This is a genomic window from Bacillus sp. z50, assembly GCF_058313585.1.
In genome coordinates, this window is the sequence record NZ_JBZFQL010000002.1 from 689,030 (window position 1) to 704,667 (window position 15,638).

Below are 15,638 nucleotides of genomic sequence, written 5' to 3' on the forward strand. Positions count from 1 at the left end.
ACAAATAAGTTATAGTAATATTACAATTATATTTCAAAAACATGTTACTAGTTTTTAATTTGTAATAATAGGGCATAAATAACTTCGATTCTATAAAAAAACTTACAAAAAGTAAGTTTTTTAGTAAAATAATTGTAAATTACTTTTAACAGAAGGAGAAAATTAAGCTAAAATCCACTTAAAAATCCCGTGATTATTGGCGAATAAAACATCTAAACTATCTAAGTATTTTCTTTAATCCTCTTATTTCCATATTTCTAATCTATAATTCCCATTCTAATAGCCTTTACAGCTACTTCTGTTCGATTTTTGGCATCCAGCCTTCTCATAATGGTTGAAATATATTCTCTGACCGTATACTCACTTAAATAAAGCTGAACAGCTACCTCTGTTGTAGAAGCTCCTGCAGCCAATAACTTAATAATATCAACTTCATGAGAAGAAAATGATAGTTTACGATTTAAATCATTCTGTGTTACAGAATTTTCAGGGTTCGTAAACCTAAGCAACAGCTCTCCTGCACTTTGCCCAAATTTCATTAATGCGGGATACAAGCTCCTATCTCGCTCAAATTTCCGCCCTGGCCCTTTATCTAGTAAAATGCCGCCAATCATCTTACCTTCTTCCGGAACATAAATAGGGACAATTAACATGGATACGAGATTAAATTGCTTAATAAATTTTTCAGGAAAACCGTATGTGGCATCCTCTATAAAAATAGGCTGAAAATTACGCAGCTCATTTCCTGCTGGTTTTAATTTATTCAAATAATGTGTCAGTGCAGGAATGTTTATGATTTGTTCCTGATTATCTATATGGTGGGCGTATACTCCTATTGCTCAGGTGTAGGTGGTCAGATGGAAGATAGCAGTGAAGAGGAATTAAAGGATATTATTAAGAGTTTACAAGAGGGGACTAAGAAGAAACAAACAAGTCAGAGGAGCAAGATAAAGAAGAAACCAATAAAGAGGAAGAATCGGACAAACCTTCGGGCGATCAGCCTGCAGCTGAACCTGAAACACCGGAAGCTGAGACACCGGCTATCGAACCTGCCCCAGATCCTATGTACCAACTGAACCAGAAGAGGAAGAAGACAGTGAAAATCCGGATGATGGTGTAGAAGAACCTGATCCTCCTGTGGACGATGGCACAGACGAAACTGAAATACCAACTCCGCCACCTGCTTCATAAACTACTTATCTATCTAAAAAGGAGCTGTCGAAATGAATCGACAGCTCCTTTGTCATGACGGTTTAAACGAACTTACATTTGGAAAGAGATAGGGTTGAACGGTCGTATCACTTCTTACAAACAACGGATGCAGAGGATGCCCCTCTCTTGTTGTACCCAGGCAGTTAGGAACATATCCCTTAAACCAATCCGATAATTCCTGATAATCTTTGTGATGGATGGTACAGTTTTCTCCCCAGCCAACGATAATTTCAGAACCGCTGTGTAAGGCATTCTCTAAATAGAAACGGTTCTCAGGACCTGTAGCCTCCTCCAAGGACAGATTCCTGAGATCTCTCCAGTCCCTGCTCCGATAGGCAAATACATTCACCAATTCCACAGAACCGCAATCTAATTTCTTAGCAAACGACACACAACGCATGGTCGTCCGGTCATCCACTCTGTCATCAGCCTCGCTTGGGTGTAAAAGAACAAAGACAGCTTTTCTTAAATTGTAATCATCCCATTCCCTCTTTAGGGAATATCGATAATTTCCTTTTATGATGGCACTCCTCTTCAATCGATTTCCCCCTTTCCGTTCCTATTATTATGTATAAGCTCCTCAGGTGACTTTTATGATAAAACCGGCCAACAATCATTGAGGACAATTTTGTTCCATTATTTTATTTGGAGCTTGACTTGCTGTTTGTGGGTAAGTGGGTAGGTGTCTAATTCAATATTAAGAGGACCCTTAATGATTTCTTCTGGTTTATAGTAGAAGCTTATAGCGTCTAAACCGTCTATTTCCCAGTACTCCGCTTCCCCTGTTGAAATTTCTTTACCTGTTCCATCAGTTATCATTCCACCACTAGAAACAGTATCTTTACTCTTGGGGATTTTCATGAAAATAGACACCTTATTCTCTTCTATCTTTGAAGATTTCACAAATCCATCCGATGGATATTTCAATAGCCTGCCTGTTTTTTCATCAACTTCAATGATTAACTCATCCTTATTTAGAGCATGAATACCATCGAATAGTAGGTACAGCTTCTCGGGTTTCCGAAAATAATTACTTTCTATATAGATTTTACTTTCTTCCTCATTAAAATGACTGCCAGTAGATCCCCATATCTCACCTTTATCATCCATTAGCCTAACATGATTCAAATGAAATATTTTTTTTGTATTATTCGGATCATATTTTACGTCAACCCTGACACTTAGTGGATCAATTTCTACTTTTCCAAACGTAATCCGCTGATTGTCTATGGTCACTGTTTCATCAATGGCCATCTGTTTATGCTGACCTTTATACAAGGAATGATCTATTTTCAAAGGGAACTTAAATGGACCTATTAAGCTAGTGTCAATTTTCAGATGGACTTGAAGTTCTATTTTTTCTCTTTCTTCAAGCTGCTGCACTAGATTAAAATCTAAGGAGCCGAACCCATTTTCATGAGCTGAATAGGATATGGATTGCTCGACACCTTCTCCATCAATCAATAGATCGGGTAATTCTATCTTTACATTATCCCCCGCTCCCTCTATATGATAAAAAACAACCATCCTATGCCTATCAACAATTAAGGATTCCATCGTTACCTTATACCCATCCTTTTCTTGCGTCTGTCCAACTGGCTGTAAAAAATCATTCTCCACAGCAGACATATAGCCTTTATCGTTACGGATTAGATTGATAATTTTTTCTGCGCCCGGTATAGAAGAAAGGGCATTTGCAAAGGACGGTGACACCCGTACCAGACTAATACAAGACAGGAGTACAATAGCAGCCGCTGCTAATCCTGTATATTTTATAAGTCTTTTTCTCTTCTTGTGTTTGGCTTTACTAAAGCCTGACTGAATGGCTGCGGAAACTTTTTCGTTTGGTACAGGCACATATTCCATTTGTTTTTTTAAATCCAATAATTCTTGTCTCTCTTTTTCATACATGGCGGGTACCTCCCGATTCCTTCATTAGTTCCTTGAGCTTCCGAAGGCCTTTGTAAAGTCTTGTTTTAACCGTACTTTGTGGGCATTCACATATATCCGCAATCTCACTTATGGATAGGTCCCGTAAATACTTTAATACGATGATTTCACGTGATGGTTCATCCAGGAACATGAGCGCCTCTTCTATTTCAAGCTGACCATAATCATCCGTATGGACCATTTCCTGTCCAATGAAATGATGGTGTATTTTTTTGGCCTTCAATTCATTTGAACAAACGTTTAATAAAATTCTTACAAGCCATGTAGAGAAATAGGATGGCTCTCGCAGCTTTTTAATTGAACGGTATGCTCGAAAAGTCGTTTCCTGGATAGCTTCCAGAGCTTCTCCTTCATTTTTTAAATAGACAATGGACATTCGATACAGCTGTTCCTTATGAAGATCTAATAAAGTTAAAAATGCTGTATCATCCCCTTTTATAGCCCTTTGTACTAAAGAAGCATCTTCATGCATGCGGCTCCCCCCTGTTTTCTCTCTACTTATTAGACTGTTTATCCTAGAAAAAAGTTTCAATATATTATAAAAAATACCATAATTTTATAGTTTTAAGATTTATAGCATAAATAAAAGACCTCAAAATCAAGAGGTCAATAATTAAGAATCTAATTAGAGGACATAAAGTATAGAAGTGTTATCAATGGAAATATCATAAATACTATATTTAATATCTGAGTGAACCATAGAAACAAAGTCTTTTTTTGGGCGGTTTTATTAATATATAGAAAAGAAGCTGCACCTATAACACAGGGGATCAAGCCTAATAATGGATATCTTTGAGGAGTTGAGTTGATCGATTGGATAAGGGCCATTATACATACCACCAAGCTTACCCCCATTAAAAGCGCTGGAATCCATACTTTGTTTCTTTTCATTCCCAATACCATCCTTTCTGCGGAACAACTAATATTTCATATAAATTGATTCGTTTAATCCCATTTTATGTACTTCACTTTCTAATAAATCCTTCTCACTATAAAACAAAATAAAAAATGATTGGTAAAGTGATTAAGCTAAGTACTGTACTGATGAATGTACAAACCGATACAAATTCCGGCTTTGCATTAAACTGAATGGCATACATCGTCGTATTTGCAGCAGCAGGCATTCCGGCCATAATAATCATTAATTGTTTAAGCAAGGTATCGATTGGCAAAAGGGCTGAAATTCCCCACGCTACAAGCGGTGCCATTGCCAATTTAATGACTAGTGCATACGTAACCTTTTTATATTCAATATTCTTCAGACTGATTTTAGCCAATTGCATACCTAAAACAAGCATGATTGTCGGAATAGCCGCGCTTCCAACTAAATCAATGGTAGTCATTAAGGAGTCGCTTATGGATATACCGGTGTACTGAAATAACAGCCCGAAAATCGCTCCATATGCAACAGGCATACGTAATACAATTGCAAGTGTATCTCTAATCCCTCCGCCTATATCACTTCCTCGCGCGGCTACATACACCCCAATTGTCGCCATCACAATACTTTGGGTGACCATTAAGATGATGGCATAATCAAATCCGGTAGCGCCAAACAATAATAACGCAACAGGTGTTCCATAATTACCATTGTTCATAAAAACCGAACCAAGAATGAGCCCGCAGGTTTCCTTTATGTTGTATTTATTTATAAAAGCGATAAAACATACAAAGACCATAAGTGCTAAGCAAAGCCCAAACGCGTAAATAACAATATAAAGATAATCTAACGTCAGTTCATTAGTATAAAACGTTTGAAACACCAGTAAGGGTGTCATTAAATAAAGGGACATCGTTGAAATCGTTTTTGGATCAAATCCTATCTTCTTCTCGCCTATATAGCCTAAAGCGAATATAACAAATACCGGAATCAAAACATTAAAAAACTCCATCTGCTTACCTTCTCTCTGGTTGAAGCTATCATCTTTCACACACCATTATACCAATTCCTTCCTTTAATACTTCAAAATATTTTAAATTTTATAAATAAATATTCTCTTTTACCTATTCATCTATTAAAATAGAAATTATTGGATTTCACTTAAAGGAATCAGGAGGCATTATGCAGTCTTTTAAAAATTTGTTTAGTCCATATCGAGGCTTACCCAAAGAAATTTATATTATATTTTTTGCTCGAATTATTAATAGTCTGGGAGGGTTTGTACATCCGCTGCTTGTTTTAATCCTCACTCAGAAGATTGGCATGGATAGTGCCCAAGCAGGGCTATATGTAACTTTAGTCAGTGTCATTTCTGCACCAAGTATGATTTTAGGCGGAAAGCTGGCTGATACCTTGGGAAGAAAATTTATTATTGTTGTTTCGCAAGGTCTAGGAGGCATAACCGTTATATCCATAGGTTTAATAGAGCCTTCGATGACCATGGCCTATTTCCTCATGCTATCATCACTCTTCTTTGCTTTGTGCTCACCTGCCTACGATGCATTGTTGGCGGATTTAACTACCCCCGAGAATCGGAAGGGTGCTTATTCATTAACCTATATGGGTTTTAATTTAGGTTTTGCGGTTGGTCCAATCATGGCCGGTCTACTATATAAAAATCATTTAGATCTTGTTTTCATCATTGATGGGATCGCTACGCTCTTAGCTACAACATTAATTTTTATTTTTATAAAAGAGACAAAAACCAAACATATTTCGATAACAGAGAAAACGGAAAGAAACCTTGAGCAACATGTAGAAGGATCTGTTTTTAAAGTGCTGAGGGCAAGACCAATATTAATTATGTTCGCTTTTATTCTATTATGTATCGAATTTGAATACGCGCAATGGGCATTTACCATCCCGCTGCATTTAGAGGAGTTATTTAATGATTCTGGCGCAGCCTATTACGGAACACTTGCCGCATTTAACGGTATATTGGTTATCTCGTTTACGCCGATTATTACGAAACTGACAAATAAAATAAGACCTATAAAAGTGATAGCTACCGGAGCCTTGTGCTATGCTTTTGCCTTTGGTATGCTCGCCTTCACCACGATTCTTCCCTTCTTCTATGTATCTATTTTCATCATGACCATTGGAGAAATCATGATTGCGATCAATGCTTCAACCTTTATCGCTAATCAAACACCAGCTTCGCACAGAGGCAGAGTAAGCAGCATTCTCCCACTGGTAATTGGCGCCGGATATGCAACAAGCCCAATGATTATGGGAAGCTTTATTGCAGCATACTCGATTACATCTGCCTGGATGGTAATTGGATCCCTCGGATTCATTTCAGCAAGTCTCATGTGGCTGCTGCAAAAGAAAGATTTAACCAATCACCCCGACACCGACCATGTGAAGGTTGGTGCTTAATCTAATAGCACAGAGAGGGGCAATCACATTTTCTTTTCATAATGTGATTGCCCCTTTCATGTTCACTTTTTGGTATAGGAATATTAATGGTGTCTTTTACATACCAATATAAATCACATGAAGTCATAATATGTATAAAGATCTTAGTTAAGATTTAGCCAATTGATACATCCTCTTTCGAAACGATTTCCCATCCATTGGCTGTAAGCTTATTTATATAATCATCGAAACTAATTTCCTCTAAATCAATTACCATTGGACTAAGAGATACATAGCATTCATTCTTCGCATAATTAACCGTCACCTTCACAACCTCATATCCGTTGTGAAATCCCTGATCAAATCCAGGATCTTCAATAATATCTCCTATTACCGGACGGAAAGATGACTCAACTGTTTTCATCATCATTTCGCTTCTACTATTTTCTTTATCCTTGGTAGATGTTAAAAAGACGTATAATTTAATTTTCATTTCTTCTCTCCTTCCAAAATTGGTTTAAAAAACTTTATCAATGGTGATTTCATTGCACGTTTGTTTTATTTACAATCACTCCCTACGATTTGTAAATTTAATGATAAACTTGAGTACTGGATGAATCGATTTGTTGCTTACTTACTCTTGCGCGAACTTTTGAGGTCTCAATAATTTTATAATTACCATGTCTGACAACTGTTCTCGTTGTGTTGAGTTTCAACGCGTCTGCATATTCTTTAGAAATTTCCACAATACACGAAGCTTCCCTCAGTATTATAATTTCTCCAAAGATAAATAAATTTCCTCTTTTAAAGACAATCACATCACCAATTTCTCCTTGTACATATTGATCCCTATACTCGAAATCCATTTCACTACTCACCGTCCATGTTTTTATAATCAATCAATTAAAGATATATGTCATTGTTACTATCGACATTTTATTATGTATTTTTACACTTTTTTTATTTCTATAATATGGCTAAAAATATACAATCGTACATATCTTTAATTTATAATAAACATATCGAGTTTTAACAGTTAACGAGGTAGGTGCAAGTATGGATCAGCAACAATTATATTTTTCAAGTACAATTGGCAGTCAAAAGCCTGAAACTATCCGTAATAAAACAGCAGCCTGCCCCTTTTGCCAAAGAGATGAGCTTACCGATATTCTTGAGACAAAGGGAGATATTATTTGGTTGATGAATAAATATCCCACTCTTCTGGATACCTATCAAACGGTCATTATTGAAACCAATCAATGTCACGAAGATATAAGGGGATATGAACAGAAGCATATGCGTGAATTAATTCGCTTCAGTATTGCTAAATGGCTTGAAGTGGAGAAGACTGGTGAGTATGAGTCCGTTATCTTATTTAAGAATCATGGTCCCTTTTCAGGCGGCAGCATTCAGCATGCCCATATGCAAGTGATTGGAATGAAACATGTAGATTACCATAAGAATATGGCAATGATTGATTTTGAAGGCACAGAGGTATACAAGAAATCCGGTATTGAGTTAAATGTATCAAAGTATCCAGTTATCGGTTTTACTGAATTCAATTTAATATTGAACACATTAGATGAGATTGATGATTTTGCTGATAAACTTCAAATCCTGGTCCGTTATATTTTGGATGGTTTCCATAGGGGGTGCACCAGCTATAACCTTTTCTTTTACCATTTTCACGACTTGATTATTTGCAAGGCCATCCCACGCTTTGTTGTTTCACCCCTGTTTGTCGGCTATAAGATTCCACAGGTACTTATGGAGGATCGGCTCGATATCATTAGGAACGATTTATCCAAGTTACTCAGCCAGACATAGGCTTTTCGCAAGTCTCCCTCCCGTCTTATACCGGGAGGTTTTTTGAATTTCAGTATTCAAATAAACCATATTAATAAAATAGTATCTCATCAGGAACAACCAAAATACGACTTAGAAATATGGCTTTTTCATCTCTGAACCTCCCACAGAATTAGTGTTAGATCACGACAAACGCAAAAGCACTCTTCCAGAGCCAACTTCCGTATTTATAACGCATATAATCCAATTTCCACAGCAAATAAGGACGAGTCTCGAGTCTATGACCATCAACAGCGACCAGCCATTGATCATCACCCGTTTTTACCTTATCTATACTATGCATTCCATCCTGCGTATAACCATAAATTCTGATCCATCATTGGCTAGGATAATTTCGATATTTTGGTAGGGTTGGGCAATTATTTTACTTTGCTTTTCCACATAATATACTCAATTAATGCCCGATACTCATCCATTTGTTCTTTATCAATTACGGTTGTCTTTAATTCCTCGATTAGGTTGATTAATTCCTGATTCATATTTTGATTGGTTTCAACACCTTCTTGTACGCGCAATAAATTTTTTAAATCTGCATTTAAAACAAACGCTAGCCTTTTCAATACTTCAATTGAAGGATTTTGATTCACTCCCCTTTCAATATTGCTTAAATAGGATTTAGATATTCCGGCATTTGCAGCTAGCTGGGTCAGTGTCATTCCTTTACGTTTACGTATTTCCTGTATATTTCTTCCTATCATTTTCTCTACCTCTTTAGCTCAGATTATTTACTTCATTAAGACCATCTGCAAACAGTCAATTACTTTTTCCATATCCTCTTCTGCCATGTTGGTACCTTGCTCAAGGCGAACATTAGGTTCAGCTCTTTGGAAAAACCGGTCACGTGCAAAGGTTGTCTATCCATCATTTTTTCTCCTTCTGATCCCCCATTCTTTTAGCAAAGGTTCCCACCACTGTGTATCCTTCCTTCCCATTGGCTCCAGTTACAAAATATAATCCACTCCGCAGCCAAGCATAAGCCTTCATCTTTCCTTCTTTATCTCTTGCTGTTGCCATATAAAGAGTACTTTCAATGCCACGCCGCTCGAGCATTCTCATTCCTGCAATCGCCATAACAAGACATTTACTTTCCCAAAACGTATATCTACTCATCGTCTCCAAACTTTTGGACACTAACTCCAGGATTTCAGTATGGGCTGGCACATAAGTTAATGAGGTCTCTTCCATCTTTCTGCCCAATTTAGGCGCAATTTTAGAAAAGGGCAGACTCTTTTGTATCCGGGCCACTCCCAAGGAACAATAAGCTTCTGCATACATCATGAAGGTTTTACTATCTATGGACAGCAAGGTTCGAGCTTTCTGAATGAGGTTCATAAACATAACTCCTTAGGAAGTAATGGTTTAGTCAATTAATTCTTCTTTTTTCAACATATCCAGGAAATGAACGAACCTGACTTTCACATTCTTCAGGGCTTCCGTCATACTCTTCTGTTAATCGATCCACAAGCTCATTGATACTTAGGTTCATTCATTAGTTCCCAGGTTAAGCCTCCGACTTCACCGAGATTATAATATTTAACATTATGGACGCTTAACATCACTTTCTCCCCATCCATATCACTGACTACATTCCTTTTGGACATAATAAAAGTTGATATATTAAGATTTCTATCCTTCAAGCTAAATTAACTCTGGCAACTTCACTTGTGATTGCAAATCCAAACGCCTGGTACACCATCTGCTTCAATACCTGAATCAACTTCATCACTCCAATTTTAAAAAAAGCCCTATACGATAAATTTGTATAAGGGCTTTTTCCTTCTCTACACAATCAACTTCCTCTGTGACACACCGTTAACTTGCCCACCATCAAAAGTCATTTTCACATGAAGAACCTCAACTCAAGATTCGTTTTTGACATACTTTTTTCTCCTTCACCCCCGATGTATTGTTCTTTATTTAGAACACACGGAGCAAAGCAGGCCCTTTTCATCCTATTATTGTATTGAGTTTATCTATCTTTTATAGATATAATCCTAAACTACAATCAGTTCTCTCAAACTTATAGATATAATTCATAGATCAATAGTCACTAGTTCTCTATAAAGAACTAATGTATACTAAAAATATCATTTTTAGTAAATTATGTCAAACAAATTTATTGAAGATTTTATAATTTTTAGTATGCGCAAAAAGATCCACTGAATGATAAATTTGCTTTCAAAATCGCCAATTATTAGACAGATCTTGGTGATGATTATTACAGACTTTACTCTGAAGAATGTCAGACAGATTCATGAGGACTAAAAAGGCTATGTTCCTTCTCTAATTTAAAGGATCGCTTTGTGTATTTATATAGAAGAAAGATCCTACAACAAAAATTCATCTTGACTTTAACTGACTTACCCTTTATATTAAATATTGTTAATTACATAGTATTCTGATTCCGTAGCTCAGCTGGGAGAGCACCACCTTGACAGGGTGGGGGTCGCTGGTTCGAACCCAGTCGGGATCATATTTTTAGAGAAGGCTTAAGCCCATGTGTATCAAGGGTTTGGGCCTTTTTTCTATTTTCAGTATAAAAGATCTGAAGCAACATACAACCCTACCCGAGCCCACTGTTTCCAAGGGGTTCACCTGTCTCCATTATTTCTATCCGTTTCTGCATTTCCTCATTTGTATGGGAATAGATAGCGAGCGTAATCCCGACTCTAGCATGTCCAAGCCGCTCACTAACCACTATAGGATTCTCTTCCATCCGCATTGATAGCGTTAGTTGCATGAGTTTCCTGAGATTGTGAAAAGGCATATAAGGAACCCCCGCTAGCTTGATTAACCGTCGATATTTTCTCAACAGATTACGCAGTTCTATATATGTCCCGACTGTAGAGACAATGAAGTCTCTTTCAATAATACTCCAATATTTCCCATAGTCGTTCACTTCTGCTATAAAAATAGTAGTACAAACCTTGGTCAGTGCTATTATTGATGGTATGTTAAATACAAACCTATTTTTATAAAAGTATACTATTATATGTCTTTTTATGAGCTCTGGTATAAAGAATTACTTCGGAATCACTTAGCCATTCTAATTTTTTCATATAATAACCTAATTCATCCAAATCAGGCTTGGTTACGGCAATCTCTTTAGTCGCTATTATTTGCTTTCTTCTATCTTCTACAATAAGTGATACTTTAAATTCATTTAAATCTAAGTGAACTAATGGATAAGCTAATTTCCTTTTATCAGGTGACAGCATTCCTTTCCACGCTTGAAAAGTATGTGTTAATTTTTTTTCAAACATTCTTTCTATTGATTGATCAACCTTCTTTATATCCCAATCCTTAGATTCAGCTAAATAAGTCATCCCCCTCTGCAAAGCTAACGTTAATATCTTCTTTTTACCAAAGTCAGTTGCTTTATTATACTTTGATAAGTCTAAAGGTAATTGAACATCATAACTATTTTTAGGGACCAGAACATCGTAGCCTTCTTGTTCTTCTTTAATGACCCGGACATTTTCATAATCACCACAGTGAAAGAAAATGGCTTTACAATCTTCTGTTTTAAATTTCTTACCTAGATACCATAAAAACATTTCAGTTATACATATTGCATCTGTATATATATTTGTTTTATCACTCTCATCTAATAACTGAATATCATTTAAAAACAAGTACATCCACCTCTTTATACAAAAAATAATTTAATTTACATTTTCCCATGGTCTGGAATGCTTAGACATACGCTTGTTTTTACTAGCTTTCTTAACAGCCCTTACTTTTCCTCTTTCCCATTCATAAGTTAAACCTTTAATTGCATTAATTTTGGCTATTTCATTTTTATCTGATGTCATTATATAGCACTCTGATTCATGAGAATTAGTTGCCAGCCAGTCCTCACCTTCTTTAAAAAATGATAAATCTTCAGGTAAGTCAGGGAAAACCCAACCAAATAAAGAATTGGATAGTTCCAAGACTGTTTTTTTTGCATATTCATCTGTGGAAAAATAATATACTTTTGCAGTTTGATTATCTCCTAAAATGTTACTTGCCCATTCAGATTGCTCTTTCATAAGCTTAAATGATGGATCAAACTTTCGTAGAATGGGGGCAAACTTAGTTAAGTCTCCCATATCCTTTCTAAGAACTAAATGCCAATTCAATAAGCTCACGGTATGTATTTCCAGACGGATTCTTTGTAATTTTGAACATAGATATTACCCCTCACTATTTTTTGAAAAGAAGAATATACCTAACCCCTTCTTCCATTTATTTAAACACATATTTACATTAAATTTCACTACTTCTCTATGATACTTAACTAGTTGTTATACACTGGTGATTCTCTCAAAGAATCAGTTTATTAGTAATATTTTGTCTCTATACAAAACGATTAAGCAGAAGGTAAAGTAAATATATAACCTTTCTTTTTTGATACATACTTATAAAACAAATTTACAATATAGCTGCTATCCTATCCAAAACCTACATGAAAGAAGGAATGCAAGATGGAGAAGCTTGAAGTGATAGTGGAAATGAAAGAGGGAAACCTGATTCGTCTCTATGCCAATAAAGTATATGATACTTTAGGAGAGACCTATCACGGGGATATCTTCACGACAAAAAGTGAATTGTTAAAGCATTACCCAGATTGCGAAGTGATGAATGGATATGGGTTAGCAGACCCGCAAACCAGCCTTTTAATCTCCGGAATAAATGATTGGTTTGATACGATTGAAGAAGCGGTGACAACACTCCAAGCATTACATCACAAACAAGAGCTGGACGCTTTATACGAGGCAACAGCAAGCTATTATAACCTGCTCAAATCAAACACTAATTTAGCAAGGATAATAGAAGAACTGGACAATCGTGATACAACATCATTCCCCGAAAAAGTAATTTCATTATATATGATTACAGGGTTCGCAAATGATTGGTTCCCAGATGAAATCGCAGAAGATAAACGGCAAGAGGTCAAGAATGTACTAGATCAAGCTTATATGAAATGCTCAAACATTGTAATGGCACATCAACAAGCAAAGAAAGCTCAAATGATGATCACGGCAACAGAATACCTGGGTCTACGCAGAAAATTTTATTCAAAACATTAAAGAAAGCAACTACAAATTATGATGTAGTTGCTTTTTTTGCGTTAAAACTCATTTAAAACTAAAATATTTATCACTTCTTCTGTTGTTCGATGCTTTTCTAGCATCTACATAAATAGTTTCATTAAATATCCTAAGAAAATACCCACGATCGCGAAATCGGTATCGCCAAATGTTGTACCTTCAAAACCTAAGTCTCCTAAGACCGGTAGTAATAATGCTGGCAAGAAGCTGATCAGAATACCGTTAACAAATGCACCTAACATAGCTCCTCTTCTGCCGCCGGTAGCGTTTCCGAATACACCAGCTGTTGCTCCGCAAAAGAAGTGTGGTACTAGACCAGGAACAATTACTTTCAAGCCAAATAACGGAAGTAAAAACATACTTATAATACCTCCGAGAAAGCTAAAAATAAAACCAATAATGACTGCATTTGGGGCGAAAGGGAACACCACTGGTACATCCAATGCCGGTTTAGCATGAGGAACAACTTTGTCCGCTACCCCTTTGAAGGCAGGAATGATTTCTGCTAATAATAATCGAACACCCGCTAAAACGATATAAACACCTGCAGCGAACGTGATTGCTTGGATAAGGCAAAATACAATAAAGTTTTGACCGCCGCTCAACTCATTTTCAATGTAAGCTGGACCAGCAGCAATCGAAACGATAAAGAACATAACTAACATAGTTAAGGAGATTGCTACGGATGTATCTCTAAGGAATCCTAAACTTCTTGGCACTCGAATATCTTCTGTTGACTTAGCTCTATTCCCTGCTCCTTTACCTACTAATCCAGCAACCCAATATCCGAATGAACCAAAGTGACCGATCGCAATGTCATCATTACCTGTAATCCTTCTAACAAAGGGCTGTAGCAGGGCTGGACTTAAAACCATTAATAATCCTAGAATAATAGACCCAATTATAATTAAAGCTGCTCCATCTAGTCCGCCTGTCGATAATACGACTGCTAACAAACAAGCCATAAACATAATATGGTGTCCTGTTAAGAATATATATTTAAATGGAGTGAAGCGAGCTAAGAGGATATTAATAATCATACCTAACAACATGATTAAAGCTGTTTCAGTACCAAAAGCATTTTGAGCCATCGCAACGATCGCTTCGTTGTTCGGGATAACACCATCTATATCGAAGCCCTTCTCTAACATTTTTCCAAAGAAATAGAGTGAACCCGTAATGACAGTTGCACCAGCACCAATAATCAGGAAGCCCATAATTGTCTTTAATGTTCCAGATACAACCTCAGTAGCTGCTCTTTTCTGCAGCAATAAACCAATCAGAGCGAATAAACCAACCAAAATCGCCGGAGTACTTAATATGTCTACTATCAAATCCATGTTATATATCCTCCAGATGTTTTTCTAAAACAGTTTTGATTTCTTCGACATTGAATAAATTAATGAGCGGAATGACTTTCCTTCCATCTCCCTCTAACTGCTCCATGATTTCAGGTGAACCAATATAGTAATCTACTGTCTCCGCTTTGGCGGATGTTAAATCGGTATGCCCTACTTCTGCCTCCCGATTCATTTCACGCAAAGCTTTCTTTACATTCATTTCTGCAATAAAACTACTTCCTAAACCGTTCCCACATACAACTAATATTTTCATCTTGCTGCCTCCTATTGTATAAATGAAAATAATTGCTCTAAAAAATCATCTTTGGATTTGGAATGGATTAGTTGTTTCACATTCAATTCTTCACCTAAGACAGCTGCCAATTCAGATAGTGCTTCTAGATGTGATTGATTATCCACCGCTGCCAGTACAATAATCAGCTGAACCTTATGGTGGTCCTTATCCGAAAACCATACAGGTTCTTTCATAACTAGAAAGCTTAATCCCATCTGTTTTACACCAAATTCCGGTCTTGCATGAGGCAAAGCAATGTTTGGGCCAAGTACATAATAAGGACCTAGTTCCTTCGTATTACTGATTATTTTATCTACATAAGTCTGTTCAATAGAATCATTTTCTATCAAGGGAGCAGCCGCTAATTGAATAGCTTCTTCCCATGTATTCAATTGATCCTTGAACTGGATTAGCTGTGTATTTAAAATCTGATCTAACAAGACCCACCCTCTCTCTAAACTTTCCTTCATTTATAATTCATTCATATAAATCTACTTGTAGATTTATTCCCTCTATCTTTTTGAAATTTATTTTTAGGACATCATGTTAATACTCCATATAATCATCTACTACCTGAAAAT

General features: G+C 36.4%; 18 protein-coding genes, 1 tRNA gene and 1 pseudogene. 4 read left to right on the plus strand and 16 right to left on the minus strand.

Annotated features, from left to right (window positions below):
• Positions 1-257 precede the first annotated feature (257 nt).
• The 5 genes from AC4G3N_RS09150 to AC4G3N_RS09170 all read right to left on the minus strand — a co-directional run bounded on the left by AC4G3N_RS09150 (position 258) and on the right by AC4G3N_RS09170 (position 5,054).
• A complete protein-coding gene (locus tag AC4G3N_RS09150; protein WP_490558203.1) occupies positions 258-767 on the minus strand; it encodes a response regulator transcription factor in 510 nt (169 codons plus the stop codon).
• Between the two features lie 476 nt (positions 768-1,243).
• The gene (locus AC4G3N_RS09155; protein WP_490558202.1) at positions 1,244-1,750 is read right to left on the minus strand and encodes a DUF1643 domain-containing protein; all 507 of its coding nucleotides are present in this window, start codon (positions 1,748-1,750) and stop codon (positions 1,244-1,246) included.
• 98 nt (positions 1,751-1,848) lie between these two features.
• Entirely contained in the window at positions 1,849-3,123 is a 1,275-nt protein-coding gene (locus AC4G3N_RS09160) for a DUF4179 domain-containing protein (RefSeq protein ID WP_491090062.1), read from the minus strand.
• Positions 3,116-3,634, minus strand: a complete 519-nt coding sequence (locus AC4G3N_RS09165) for a sigma-70 family RNA polymerase sigma factor (protein WP_491090063.1) — start codon at positions 3,632-3,634, stop codon at positions 3,116-3,118. The genes AC4G3N_RS09160 and AC4G3N_RS09165 overlap by 8 nt, the downstream gene beginning before the upstream one ends.
• Before the next feature lie 517 nt (positions 3,635-4,151).
• Positions 4,152-5,054 carry an AEC family transporter gene (locus tag AC4G3N_RS09170; RefSeq protein WP_491090064.1) on the minus strand — a complete coding sequence of 301 codons (903 nt, stop codon included), beginning with the start codon at positions 5,052-5,054 and terminating at the stop codon, positions 4,152-4,154.
• Between the two features lie 170 nt (positions 5,055-5,224).
• Between AC4G3N_RS09170 and AC4G3N_RS09175 the strand changes: the two genes are divergently transcribed.
• A complete protein-coding gene (locus AC4G3N_RS09175) occupies positions 5,225-6,481 on the plus strand; it encodes an MDR family MFS transporter (protein ID WP_491090065.1) in 1,257 nt (418 codons plus the stop codon).
• 154 nt (positions 6,482-6,635) lie between these two features.
• Here AC4G3N_RS09175 and AC4G3N_RS09180 read toward each other — a convergent pair whose 3' ends face one another.
• Positions 6,636-6,953: a hypothetical protein gene (locus AC4G3N_RS09180; protein ID WP_491090066.1), complete on the minus strand. Its 318-nt coding sequence runs from the start codon at positions 6,951-6,953 to the stop codon at positions 6,636-6,638.
• A 97-nt stretch (positions 6,954-7,050) separates the two neighbouring features.
• A complete protein-coding gene (locus AC4G3N_RS09185; RefSeq protein ID WP_491090067.1) occupies positions 7,051-7,326 on the minus strand; it encodes a DUF2187 family protein in 276 nt (91 codons plus the stop codon).
• 190 nt (positions 7,327-7,516) lie between these two features.
• On the opposite strand from AC4G3N_RS09185, the gene AC4G3N_RS09190 reads away from it, so the two are divergent.
• Positions 7,517-8,287 carry a DUF4931 domain-containing protein gene (locus tag AC4G3N_RS09190; protein WP_491090068.1) on the plus strand — a complete coding sequence of 257 codons (771 nt, stop codon included), beginning with the start codon at positions 7,517-7,519 and terminating at the stop codon, positions 8,285-8,287.
• Positions 8,288-8,685: 398 nt separating this feature from the next.
• Here the strand turns inward: AC4G3N_RS09190 and AC4G3N_RS09195 are convergent, their stop codons facing one another.
• The 3 genes and pseudogenes from AC4G3N_RS09195 to AC4G3N_RS09205 all read right to left on the minus strand — a co-directional run bounded on the left by AC4G3N_RS09195 (position 8,686) and on the right by AC4G3N_RS09205 (position 9,927).
• A complete protein-coding gene (locus AC4G3N_RS09195; RefSeq protein ID WP_491090069.1) occupies positions 8,686-9,024 on the minus strand; it encodes a helix-turn-helix domain-containing protein in 339 nt (112 codons plus the stop codon).
• Positions 9,025-9,187: 163 nt separating this feature from the next.
• On the minus strand, positions 9,188-9,658 hold the full coding sequence (locus AC4G3N_RS09200; protein ID WP_491090070.1) for a lasso peptide biosynthesis B2 protein: 471 nt from the start codon (positions 9,656-9,658) through the stop codon (positions 9,188-9,190).
• A gap of 31 nt (positions 9,659-9,689) precedes the next feature.
• Positions 9,690-9,927 (minus strand): annotated as a pseudogene (locus AC4G3N_RS09205) (lasso peptide biosynthesis PqqD family chaperone).
• A 799-nt stretch (positions 9,928-10,726) separates the two neighbouring features.
• Here AC4G3N_RS09205 and AC4G3N_RS09210 point away from each other — a divergent pair.
• Positions 10,727-10,799: transfer RNA gene (locus AC4G3N_RS09210), tRNA-Val, on the plus strand.
• Between the two features lie 90 nt (positions 10,800-10,889).
• Here AC4G3N_RS09210 and AC4G3N_RS09215 read toward each other — a convergent pair.
• The 3 genes from AC4G3N_RS09215 to AC4G3N_RS09225 all read right to left on the minus strand — a co-directional run bounded on the left by AC4G3N_RS09215 (position 10,890) and on the right by AC4G3N_RS09225 (position 12,459).
• Complete coding sequence (locus tag AC4G3N_RS09215) at positions 10,890-11,093, minus strand: hypothetical protein (protein WP_491090071.1); 204 nt, start codon at positions 11,091-11,093, stop codon at positions 10,890-10,892.
• A gap of 205 nt (positions 11,094-11,298) precedes the next feature.
• Positions 11,299-11,961 carry a hypothetical protein gene (locus tag AC4G3N_RS09220; RefSeq protein ID WP_491090072.1) on the minus strand — a complete coding sequence of 221 codons (663 nt, stop codon included), beginning with the start codon at positions 11,959-11,961 and terminating at the stop codon, positions 11,299-11,301.
• Positions 11,962-11,991: 30 nt separating this feature from the next.
• Complete coding sequence (locus AC4G3N_RS09225) at positions 11,992-12,459, minus strand: stage III sporulation protein AH (RefSeq protein WP_491090073.1); 468 nt, start codon at positions 12,457-12,459, stop codon at positions 11,992-11,994.
• Positions 12,460-12,795: 336 nt separating this feature from the next.
• Here AC4G3N_RS09225 and AC4G3N_RS09230 point away from each other — a divergent pair, with 336 nt between their 5' ends.
• The gene (locus tag AC4G3N_RS09230) at positions 12,796-13,401 is read left to right on the plus strand and encodes a hypothetical protein (protein ID WP_066101221.1); all 606 of its coding nucleotides are present in this window, start codon (positions 12,796-12,798) and stop codon (positions 13,399-13,401) included.
• A gap of 104 nt (positions 13,402-13,505) precedes the next feature.
• Here AC4G3N_RS09230 and ulaA read toward each other — a convergent pair whose 3' ends face one another.
• From ulaA to AC4G3N_RS09245, 3 genes are read right to left on the minus strand one after another with little or no spacing between them, the layout of a single operon-like run.
• Positions 13,506-14,762 carry a PTS ascorbate transporter subunit IIC gene (ulaA, locus tag AC4G3N_RS09235; protein ID WP_066101224.1) on the minus strand — a complete coding sequence of 419 codons (1,257 nt, stop codon included), beginning with the start codon at positions 14,760-14,762 and terminating at the stop codon, positions 13,506-13,508.
• Position 14,763: 1 nt separating this feature from the next.
• Complete coding sequence (locus tag AC4G3N_RS09240; protein WP_066101225.1) at positions 14,764-15,036, minus strand: PTS sugar transporter subunit IIB; 273 nt, start codon at positions 15,034-15,036, stop codon at positions 14,764-14,766.
• A gap of 11 nt (positions 15,037-15,047) precedes the next feature.
• Entirely contained in the window at positions 15,048-15,497 is a 450-nt protein-coding gene (locus tag AC4G3N_RS09245) for a PTS sugar transporter subunit IIA (RefSeq protein WP_181161978.1), read from the minus strand.
• Between the last annotated feature and the right edge of the window lie 141 nt (positions 15,498-15,638).